The following is a 10,529-nucleotide window of genomic DNA, read 5'->3' as shown; positions in this document are numbered from 1 at the left end:
GTCTAGGTAACGTTTAAGGTTGAATATTTCTGGTGTGTTATTTGTGATGATTCGGATTTGCTCAACACCTGCATAACGTGTCACGCCGCCAGAACGCATGATCACATCAACCAGATCGGTTCCTTCTTTAAAGGAAAATGAACCCGGTGCATTGACCTCACCAAAGACCTTGATTGCGTTTCGGCTATCCGCACTGTCGCCAGAGTTAGCAAGCTTTGCTGGATCAAAGGTTTGTTCGATGTTTCCAACGAGAGGTGAGGCCGGGACAAATAAGGTATCGAGTGAGGCGAGGGCAGGAAGTTTTGTTTCATCGCCTGAGTCAAGAAAAGCTTTGTAGTTAAAGGCTTGTTTCTCTTTGCCACGTTTCAACAGCATGTTATTGAGCTGAGCGCCAGAACGTAATCCGCCAGCCGCATAAAGGGCCATTTGAATGTCTGCACTTTTTGGCAATGTGTATTCACCAGGTGAATTCACGTAGCCTTGAACAGAGATGAGAATTTGTTGCTCAGCGATGTAGACTGACGCATTAGACAGGTCGCGAAATACCGATTTCAGTGCAGCTAACACGTTTTTTTCTAGTTGATCTTCATCGTAACCCGCGACAAAAATAGCACCCACTTCAGGCAGAGAAATTCGTCCTCTTTTGTCGACTTGAAAACCTCGATTTAATGTTTCTTCACCTGGCAGGTTAACCTGTATGAGATCACCGACTTGAACGGTTTCTTGCTCTTCTGCTGCAATGGATGAAAAAGAAAGAAGGTTGATTACTAAGGCTAGAAGCATCAATGCATTTTTGATTGGCTTATTCATACAAACCTCCTTGTGACGCCGTCACATCATGATCTTGTGTTGAGATAATCTCAACGCTTACACGTCTGTTCGTTAACAGAACGCCCGGGGAATCGCCTTCGAAGAGAGGAAGTTCAGCCCCCAAGGAATGAGTCGTGATTCGGTTGGGGCTCAAACCAAATATGGTCAAATAACGTTTCACTTGCTTTGCACGACCCATTGCTAATTTCTGGTTGTATTGGTTATCACCCCTTGCGTCAGCATGCCCTGTGACAGAGAGCTTTAACGTCTTGTGTTCAACAAGGAGATTCGCCGCTTTCGCTAGGTGGCCCATGTATTTAGGGTTAATTTCAGTCGAATCAAGAGCGAATTGATTATCGACGTTAAGTATTTCGTAGAGCTGATCAACGACCGCCAATTGTTGATTTAACTGATATTGATTTTTAGGTGGGACGCAACGTGTTTGCGATGTGACGTAGTCAAGTTGCAATTCAAGTTCATTGAGGCGTTTACGTTGAATAACCAAGTCGTTGGCGGCATCAAGTAGAAGCCCACCTTCTAATTCTCGAGCAATACGATTTTGTTTTTCAATGGCTTGGACAACTGCGGCTGGAAAGCACCACTTCGCCCCCTGTTGTACTAAAGAATCTAGCTGAAGCTTAGCCAGTTGCCAGTCGAACCTTAAGCCGTGTTCAGGACCTAAAGGTTCATCAGGCATGACCGGAGAGAAATCGGATGCAGCATAGTTTTCTGCAAGTCCACCGCGACCCTCTTCCGGATAACTAGAGCAACCCGTATTGATCACGACGGTTGCAACTATCGCTATGTGTATAAGGAATCCTTTCATCGCCAACGTCCTTCATTCTAGAAATTTTATAGTTATATGAATGATTATAGTAAGGTTTAGTGAGTATTTGAGTTTACTGGTATCGCTTGACCAATACGCAATAGATTGATTATCTCAAGAGGCTGTCCACGAACGTTTTCAATACGCATATTTCTTTCACGCTCAACCAATCTTTTGTACATGTAAACCAAGGCGCCAACACCCGAAGAATCTAGGAAATCAACGCGGCTAAAATCTAACTCGATTTCATTGTGCGTTTCATCTGTTATAACCGCGTCAATTTGTGGCTGCGCATCACGACTTCCTTCTGCGTCGAGGTTACCTACAATCTCAAGGGTAAGAATAGTGTCGTTTGCTTCTACAGTACGTAATTCCATAATGTTATCTCCTGTTTGGTATGAATCTAATAGAGCACTATCTGTGCCATAATTTAATTCATTAAAATTCAATACTTTAAACGCAATCCTATACGTACTATCAAATTGACAAAGCGTATTTCTCAATTTGAGAATCACTTTAACGATGAGAGTTTTGTTCCGTTGTGCTGAAACTTATCCGTTTAAAAGGAAGAAACAATACGAAACCGATCGCATTGATCTATGTTATTGAAGTTAAGTTCTGGATTCTCTGGTTGAATGGTGTGTGAGGTGAAATTCAGCAAAAGGAAGTGTTGTGAATTTATCGGTAATTTCAGTCAGTATCCTGATTGCGTTCAGTGCGCCTGCTTATTCTGCCTATGAACAAGATATTGGCGTTATGAATGCACACAGCTACAAGTCGGGCATTGACATTAGTGAGTACTGGAAGAGTGAGAAGCTAGATGGTATCCGTGCGATATGGACAGGGGAGCAATTAGTCACTAGAAATGGTCATCCCATCTATGCCCCTCAATGGTTCACTGAGCCGTTACCATCCCATCCTATGGAAGGTGAACTTTGGGCTGGACGAGGTAACTTTCATATCGTTCAGCAAACCGTGATGGACGAAACACCGTATGATAGGGCGTGGAAACAAATAACCTTCATGCTATTTGATATGCCGGAGAGTGCCGGAGATTACCAAAAACGTTATTACAATTTGATTCACTGGGTGCAGACTCAGCAAGCAAGTCACATCAAATACGTCGTCCATACGCCAATAGAATCAGAAGGGGAGTTGTTTAGCCATCTCAATAATGTCAATGACAATAAAGGCGAGGGAATAATGCTACGAAAGATCTCAAGCCGATATCAAGCAGGGCGAAGCAATGACATGCTGAAACTGAAAAAGCATGAGGATACTGAAGCCGTCGTTATTGGGTACAAGCTTGGCAATGGTAAGTTTAAAGGTTTGATGGGCTCACTGAAGGTCAGATTAGAATCAGGCATAGAGTTTTTTATTGGAAGTGGCTTCAACGATAGCCAAAGACGAAACCCGCCCAAGATTGGTTCAACCGTGACTTTTCGCTACAACGGGGTGACCCACAATGGTGTGCCGAAATTTGCGCGATTCTTAAGGGAGCGGACGGTCTATTAGTTCACCTCAAATTAAAAAAGCTCAGGTATTTACATCCTGAGCTTTAAACGTTGATGAAGGGACGCTTCGCATGAGCCCAAATTGACTCGAAACGAAGCCTATCTATTTGGCTCCAAACGCCAATTGCACTTCTTCCTCTTGCTTGTGCATCCACCTCAAACGAATTCCTAGCATCAATGCGCCTGCTGAAAGACCAATAATGAAACCAATCCAAAAGCCATGAGCGCCCATAGGTTCAACAATCCAATCTGTCATTCCCAAAATATAGCCACTCGGTAGACCTAATACCCAGTAAGCGATGAAGGTTCGATTGAAAATAGCCGCCATATCTTTGTATCCGCGAAGTGCGCCAGCCGCAACCACTTGAATGGTATCGGCGCACTGATAGACCGCAGCAAAAAGTAGCAACTGCATGGCTAAGTCTATTACGGCTCTGTTGTCAGTATAGAGATAGGCAATGTTCTCTCTGAACACTAAAGTCAGTATTGCAGTAAATGCAGCAAGGGCGAGCCCGACAATAAGACCAACATGCGACGCTATCATGGCACCTTCTGTGTTCTCTTCTCCGAGCTTTTGCCCAATGCGGATACTCACGGCGGCACCGATACTCATGGGCAACATGAAGACGAGCGATGAAAAGTTTATGGCGACCTGATGTGCTGCCACTACGAGTGGCCCTAGTGGAGCCACGAGCAGTGCCACAACCGCAAATAGCGTCACTTCGAAAAACATTGCGGCAGCGACAGGAAAACCTAGCTTCATTAATCGAGTAAGCGCTTTACGTTCAGGCCAGTGAAACGTCTGGAACAACTCTATGTGTGCCAAGCGTTTTGAGGTTATGACGTAAAATATTAGAAGGGCAAACATCAACCAATAAACAATGGACGTCGCCACGCCACAGCCAACGCCACCAAGTGCTGGTGCTCCTAACTTGCCGTATACAAACATCCAGTTCAACGGAATATTGGCAAGTAAGCCGATAAAACCGATCACCATCGCCGGCTTTGTCAGTGCCATACCATCGGTATAGCTACGAAGCGCTTGGAAAAGCAAGAAGGCAGGAACCGCAAAAACAACAGCAAACATGTACCCATTTGTTTTCTCAGCCATCAGCGCATCAACTTCCATAAGGTCGAGAATACGGTGCGTTTGCATCAGCACGAAGATAATCGGTATAGAGATGATCAAAGCCATACTAATGCCTTGATGAATCTGAAATGGAATCTTTGATTGTTTCCCGGCGCCATTGAGCTGAGCAACAACAGGCACGAGTGCCATCAGTAGACCAACACCGAAGAGAATAGAAGGCAGCCAGATACTCGCTGCGATAGAGACGGCCGCCATGTCACTAGCACTGACCCCGCCGGCCATTACAGTATCAACAAATCCCATGCCCGTTTGTGCAACCGAAGCAATAAGAACAGGTGTTGCTAGTTTAATGAGGTTAGATGTTTCTTGTTTATAACGATGCACAGAGACTCCGAGAGAATAGGAATAAAAAGAGTCCACCGATAGAGAATTATGAATCTTGGTGTTGTCGGGCATGATAAAGAAATGTCACACTAAGCTCCATAGAAAATTATGGAATCCCCAAATATGTTTACAGGTATCGTACAAGGTACGGCTCAAGTTATTTCAATCGTCCAAAAAGAGCAGTTCCAAACTCACACGCTGTCGTTGCCCAAAGAGCTTCGAAAAGGGCTAACTATTGGTGCTTCTGTCGCTCATAACGGCTGTTGCTTAACGGTTACGCACATTCAACAAGATCAAGTGACGTTCGATTTGATGCAGGCGACGTTAAAGCTGACAAACCTTGGCAATGTGAAAGTAGGCGATAGTGTCAACGTGGAGCGTGCCGCACGCTTTGGTGATGAGATAGGTGGCCATTCTATGTCTGGCCATATCTCTTTAACGGCTGAAATTGACGAGGTGATAAATACACCAAACAATCGAACGATTTGGTTCAAAATCGACGCTGAAGCGATGAAATACGTATTAGAGAAAGGCTACATTGGATTAGACGGTTGTTCGCTAACTATAGGCGAAGTTGAAGACGATAGATTCAATGTTCACCTCATTCCTGAGACATTAACGAGGACTCTTTTTGGTGAACGCAAAGTGGGTGACCACATTAATGTCGAGTTTGATCCGCAAACACAGGCGATAGTGAATACCGTTGAAAGAGTGTTAGCGAAAAAGAATTAGCGTTTAAAGAGTAAAAGAAACGGAAGCACTGTTAAGGGGCTTCCGTTTTTTGGTATTTGGAATTAAGTCGAATGACGGTAAGTTGTTGCAGCAAACATGATCTGCTGAAACAGTTTTTTAGCTAAATGGCTCGTCTTCAATACTGGCGGTTAAATCAACGTGTTGAAGATTGTGATCAATAAGCATATTTAAACGGATCGCACGATAACAATGGGGACATTCATCGTGAAACTCTTGACTACCATTTGAGGCATCGAGAGTTAAGCCAATCGTATGTTCACAGTGCGGACATTGAACTTTTTTCTCTGTATAGCTTATCATTGCGTACTCCCTTGCTTCTTTACAACAAAGTAATCTTAATCATCCAAGTTAGTAATGGTCGTGAATTAAGTGGAAAGTTTGAACTAGCTCTTAAACCACATATTAGCGTAAGGGTGTTGAGAATATTTCCTATTGTTTTGTAAATGAAAAATGAGTTATTCAGAAAAGATTTAACACTATTTCTAATTGTGGGTTTAAGTCGTAACGCAATAAATTCAATAACCATCCGTAATCCATTCCAATAATTCTAAATCTGTGAGATTGTCTTTCAGATTGTAAGAAATTTATAACAGTGAGCGCTTGCTGGTATTTCAATACCGTCAAAAATGGTACGAAAAACAGTGAAAGTTCGCGTGGATAAATAAGAACAAGTAATAAAGGCCTGTCATGAAACCTAAACCTGAATCGGTTCAAAAAACAGTAAGAAAAAATAACAGTAAAAGTACCAATCGAAAGAGTTTAGGTATTTTGATTGAGCTAATCGCCTTTATTCGACCTTATAAAGGAAGAGTCATCGCAGCATTGGTTGCGCTTGTATTTACGGCATCATTAACTTTGTCTGTCGGGCAGGGTGTTCGTATACTCATCGATGATGGCTTCAGCCAACGTTCGTTAGAAGAACTGGGGAGTGCTATTCAGTTTATCCTATTAGTGACGGTGCTCATTTCCATTGGTACGTTTTTCCGATTTTATCTTGTTTCTTCAGTAGGCGAACGAGTCAGTGCCGATATTCGCCTCTCTGTGTTCAACCATGTCGTTACTCTGCACCCTAGTTACTTTGAAACCAATGGCAGCGGCGACATAATGTCGCGTATCACTACGGACACCACTTTACTCCAAAGCATCATTGGATCTTCTTTCTCAATGGCCATGAGAAGCGCACTGATGTGTTTGGGTGCCACAATTATGTTGTTTGCGACCAATGTTAAGCTGACCCTGATCGTATTGGCATCAGTCCCATTTATTCTGGTGCCCATTTTAGTTTATGGCCGAAGAGTCCGCGCACTTTCACGCAAAAGCCAAGACTCAATGGCGGATGTTGGTAGTTATGCTGGCGAAGCGGTTGAGCACATCAAAACGGTACAAAGTTATAGTTTTGAGGCACAAGAAAAAGCATCGTTTGCGCTTGAGGTTGAGAAAGCCTACGAGATTGGTCGTCAGCGTGTTAAGCAACGTGCGATACTCATTTCTGGCGTGATAGTCATCGTATTCAGTGCGATTTCAGGCATGCTTTGGGTTGGTGGCAGTGACGTCATAAACGGTACCATGTCAGCCGGTGATTTAGGTGCATTTGTTTTCTATGCCATTATGGTCGCGTCTTCTCTTGGCACCATTTCAGAAGTGCTTGGCGAACTTCAACGTGCGGCAGGTGCAACAGAACGACTGGTAGAGATCTTAAAAGTGGAAAGCCATATCGTTGCGCCAAGTGGTACTGTTGTTTCAGCTCATGAAAGTAATGCAGAAGTGTCCTTCAAAGACGTCACATTCCATTATCCATCAAGACCAGATCAACCCGCGACACAAGCGTTAAATCTCGTTGCGTCTGAAGGTAAAGTTTTGGCGCTAGTCGGGCCTTCAGGTGCCGGTAAAACAACGTTATTCGAACTACTACAACGATTTTACGACCCGCAGATTGGTACCGTCACTTTAGGCGGCGTGGACATTCGACATCTAGACCCAAAAGATCTACGTAACCAGATGGCGCTCGTGCCGCAGCAACCCGCTTTGTTCAGTCACGATGTCTTCCACAATATTCGGTATGGAAACCCTGATGCCACTGACGAACAGGTTATCGAGGCGGCAAAGAAAGCCCACGCTCATGAATTTATAACGAAACTACCAAAAGGGTATAAGAGTTTTCTTGGTGAACGTGGGGTTCGTTTGTCTGGTGGGCAACGTCAACGTATCGCGATAGCCAGAGCGATTCTTAAAGATCCAAAAATCTTGCTGCTTGATGAAGCAACGAGCGCACTCGATAGTGAAAGCGAGCATCATGTACAATTGGCGCTCGATGAGTTGATGAAAGGCAGAACAACGATCATTATTGCCCATAGGCTGTCGACGATTAAGCACGCCGACAATATTGCGGTGATGGACCAAGGTAAGCTCGTGGATGTGGGTGACCACTATTCGTTACTTGAGAGTTGCGAGTTGTACCAGCGATTAGTCGAGCTGCAATTCAAACACCTTAATCGGTAATCCCAATCGATGCCCTTACCAATAACACAAGACAGCTTAAGCCATTGTTAATGAACTTGGTTCAAGCATCACAGTGCGTTGACTTAATATTGCTTTCTTTTGAGGACGTTGTTGACTAGGATTCGCACTTCTATTTACCTCATTCGTCATTACTTATGCTTTCAAACGTTGTAAACGCCATTCCTCTAGGGCTGAGATACATGTTGATCTCTGCCTTAGCTTTTTCTCTTATGTCGAGCTGTGTAAAACTGGTTAGCCATCATGGCATTCCAATTTTTGAAATCGTCGCCGCCAGAGCCCTTATTTCTTTGCTGATTAGCTATGTCGATGTGAAACGTAAACGCATATCTATTTGGGGTGAAAATAAAAAACTGTTGTTCGCTCGAGGCGCAGTGGGTTCACTGGCTCTCATTTGTGTTTACTTTGCCATTGCAACACTGCCGTTAGCGGAAGCGACGATTCTTCAGTATCTACACCCAGTATTTACTGCCGTTTTAGCGCTGCTGTTTCTAAAGGAAAGGGTTCAGATATCTACGATTATTTGCATCGTTTTTTGTTTAAGCGGATTAATGATGATAGTAAGCCCAGGCAGTCTTATTGGAAGCGGCACAGAACTTCCATTAATCAGCGTTACTGCGGCGTTATTCGGCGCAATGGGCAGTGCTATTGCCTACGTTATAGTCAAAAAGCTAAGCACGACAGAAGACAGTTCTGTCATTATTTTCTACTTCCCTTTAATTGCGCTTCCACTATCACTGATTCTGCTTGGTGACGAATTTGTCGTCCCTAATTTTGAAGCTTTCATACTGCTCATCTTTGTGGGTATTTTCACTCAAATAGGGCAGGTTGGATTGACGAAAGCCATGCGCGTGGAAGTGGCAAGCAAAGCAACGGCTTATTCGTATGTTCAAGTCGTTTTTTCAATCATTCTAGGTTGGTTGATCTTTAGTGAGGTACCATCAGCTTGGACGCTACTTGGGGGTAGTCTGATCATCTTGGGCGCATTGATTAATGTCTTTGGTGGATCACGAACGAACACTAAGTTTAAAAAAGCTAATAGCTAATTACGCTTGCTAAGAATCCACTCTTCTGGAGAGGCGTTAGAATAGTACGGCATTAGGTTGAATTGGACGCTTAGATAGATTGGCGTTCAATTAAACTCATGTACTTATTATTAGAGCCACTTAGGCAGCTTTTTGGTGACCAGTCATCAATTTTCTACGGCTATAGCCTGTAACCATTACCTAGAATGCAGGGTGTTTCGTTATCATCACCGCCTCAATGGTAAATAAATAGACCAATCTCATTCTTAAAACTCGTATAAGTCTTATGCTCCTATACTAGCGTCAGCTAAATAAAGGAGTAAGTTAAGGTGAAGTATGGTCTAGGTTTAGTCGAACAAGATATGGGTATACCCATTGAACATTGCACCGCTTTTCAAACTGTTGCGCGAGACACTAATACAGTAATTGCGACCCGTTCAGTTGGCGTATATGCGACAGAACTTATTAGAGAAGGCTACGCATCAAAAGGGTATCACGTTAAGGCAAAATCCTGTGATTGGGGGCCGATGGCAGGCTTCGTTTTAGCCGATCCATCATTAGGAAAAAAAGGCTTAGGAAACGAAGCATTAGTTTGGCAATACAAGAAAATTGAAGACGCAATACATTGTGGTGCTCGAGTCATCCCTTTATTTATCTCAGAACAACGGCGTAACAACTTAAAGCGTCTGGTAGGTTTCAATAAAGTCTATATCGAAAGTCGATTAGGAACTGGTCTAAATTACTTCAATATCGAAGCTGGCACTCATGGTGGTCTTTATCAGTTCATTCTTGTTCGAGCCAGTGAATTAATCAATCCGGTAGGGCACCCAAATGCGTCGAGTTGGGCGGTTTGTTACAAAGACAACAGCCCTTTTTTATTAAACTGCAGTCCAGCACGGCGACACTTAGTGACGACTCGAAGTGGCGAAACTTTTCATCAAGTCTGTGCACTATCAAACCCTGAAGGCAATTCTGCAGGGGCACCAGTGAATTTCAAAGCGGCTCAGACTGGAGATTATGATTTGTGGGGAGTGTTTCCTCCTAACCAATCTCCTCTTACAGGGGGGGAGGAAAGGTCGGTTATGTCTGTACTTCACCGTAATGGGGAGTTAAGGCCAAGTTTTCATGCACGTCATGTCCCTGGAAGTGATAGCTATATACGTACGTATCAAGAATTTGAACAGAGAGAGGATCGTCACTTAGGGAACGTATCACTACTAATAGAAGAGATTGCCGTTCGATTAAATGCGCGATTTGGCCGTAATGGGAACGGCGGGTGGATGGTACACCACAGCGATGAAGCAGGCCGCCCAATGGTTGATGAAATAGATTGTGATGCAGTCGTATTTGCGCCAAGCGGTTTGGTCTTAATACTCGAGACCATCGAGGATGTAAGGGAATTGCGTTTCAATCTAATACTAGAAGGCTATAGGCCTTTGTTTAACCCTATTTGGAACTTCAAACTTGGTGTAGATAGGGATCGGATTGCCAGAGACTGGCGGCAAAGGGGGAACCTAGCTAATAAATTTCCATTGGCAGAACATAGACATTACCCAGGCTTGTAAGAGAAACTCTAAAACAACCTAAAATGCGACTAACAATCGTAAAAA

The 10,529-nt window shown here is 43.7% G+C and carries 10 protein-coding genes; 5 read left to right on the top strand and 5 right to left on the bottom strand.

The genetic code is table 11. The features are described from left to right. The 3 genes from BCU12_RS14825 to BCU12_RS14815 form a co-directional block, all read right to left on the bottom strand. A partial coding sequence (locus tag BCU12_RS14825; protein WP_198599340.1) for an SLBB domain-containing protein occupies nucleotides 1-810 on the bottom strand: 810 nt, incomplete at its 3' end. Next, nucleotides 803-1,636: an OmpA family protein gene (locus tag BCU12_RS14820; RefSeq protein ID WP_102405030.1), complete on the bottom strand. Its 834-nt coding sequence runs from the start codon at nucleotides 1,634-1,636 to the stop codon at nucleotides 803-805. The genes BCU12_RS14820 and BCU12_RS14825, both read right to left, overlap by 8 nt. Before the next feature lie 56 nt (nucleotides 1,637-1,692). Next, nucleotides 1,693-2,013: an STAS domain-containing protein gene (locus tag BCU12_RS14815; protein WP_102405029.1), complete on the bottom strand. Its 321-nt coding sequence runs from the start codon at nucleotides 2,011-2,013 to the stop codon at nucleotides 1,693-1,695. Nucleotides 2,014-2,308: 295 nt separating this feature from the next. Here BCU12_RS14815 and BCU12_RS14810 point away from each other — a divergent pair, with 295 nt between their 5' ends. Continuing rightward, entirely contained in the window at nucleotides 2,309-3,151 is an 843-nt protein-coding gene (locus BCU12_RS14810; protein WP_102405028.1) for a DNA ligase, read from the top strand. Between the two features lie 102 nt (nucleotides 3,152-3,253). Here BCU12_RS14810 and BCU12_RS14805 read toward each other — a convergent pair whose 3' ends face one another. Next, entirely contained in the window at nucleotides 3,254-4,624 is a 1,371-nt protein-coding gene (locus BCU12_RS14805) for an MATE family efflux transporter (protein ID WP_102405033.1), read from the bottom strand. A gap of 123 nt (nucleotides 4,625-4,747) precedes the next feature. Here BCU12_RS14805 and BCU12_RS14800 point away from each other — a divergent pair, with 123 nt between their 5' ends. Further along, nucleotides 4,748-5,356: a riboflavin synthase subunit alpha gene (locus BCU12_RS14800; protein WP_102405027.1), complete on the top strand. Its 609-nt coding sequence runs from the start codon at nucleotides 4,748-4,750 to the stop codon at nucleotides 5,354-5,356. A gap of 117 nt (nucleotides 5,357-5,473) precedes the next feature. Here BCU12_RS14800 and BCU12_RS14795 read toward each other — a convergent pair whose 3' ends face one another. Next, on the bottom strand, nucleotides 5,474-5,677 hold the full coding sequence (locus tag BCU12_RS14795; RefSeq protein ID WP_102405026.1) for a CPXCG motif-containing cysteine-rich protein: 204 nt from the start codon (nucleotides 5,675-5,677) through the stop codon (nucleotides 5,474-5,476). Nucleotides 5,678-6,064: 387 nt separating this feature from the next. On the opposite strand from BCU12_RS14795, the gene BCU12_RS14790 reads away from it, so the two are divergent. The 3 genes from BCU12_RS14790 to BCU12_RS14780 all read left to right on the top strand — a co-directional run bounded on the left by BCU12_RS14790 (nucleotide 6,065) and on the right by BCU12_RS14780 (nucleotide 10,484). Further along, nucleotides 6,065-7,876, top strand: a complete 1,812-nt coding sequence (locus BCU12_RS14790) for an ABC transporter ATP-binding protein/permease (RefSeq protein WP_102405025.1) — start codon at nucleotides 6,065-6,067, stop codon at nucleotides 7,874-7,876. A 155-nt stretch (nucleotides 7,877-8,031) separates the two neighbouring features. Continuing rightward, nucleotides 8,032-8,940, top strand: a complete 909-nt coding sequence (locus tag BCU12_RS14785) for a DMT family transporter (protein WP_102405024.1) — start codon at nucleotides 8,032-8,034, stop codon at nucleotides 8,938-8,940. Between the two features lie 308 nt (nucleotides 8,941-9,248). Next, nucleotides 9,249-10,484, top strand: coding sequence for an anthrax toxin-like adenylyl cyclase domain-containing protein (locus BCU12_RS14780; protein ID WP_102405023.1), 1,236 nt, complete (start codon nucleotides 9,249-9,251; stop codon nucleotides 10,482-10,484). Nucleotides 10,485-10,529: the final 45 nt, after the last annotated feature.

This window comes from Vibrio sp. 10N.261.55.A7 (assembly GCF_002877365.1).
Taxonomy (GTDB): Bacteria; Pseudomonadota; Gammaproteobacteria; order Enterobacterales; family Vibrionaceae; genus Vibrio.
Note: the sequence above shows the minus strand (reverse complement) of the source record. Positions and strands in the feature narration are given on the sequence as shown.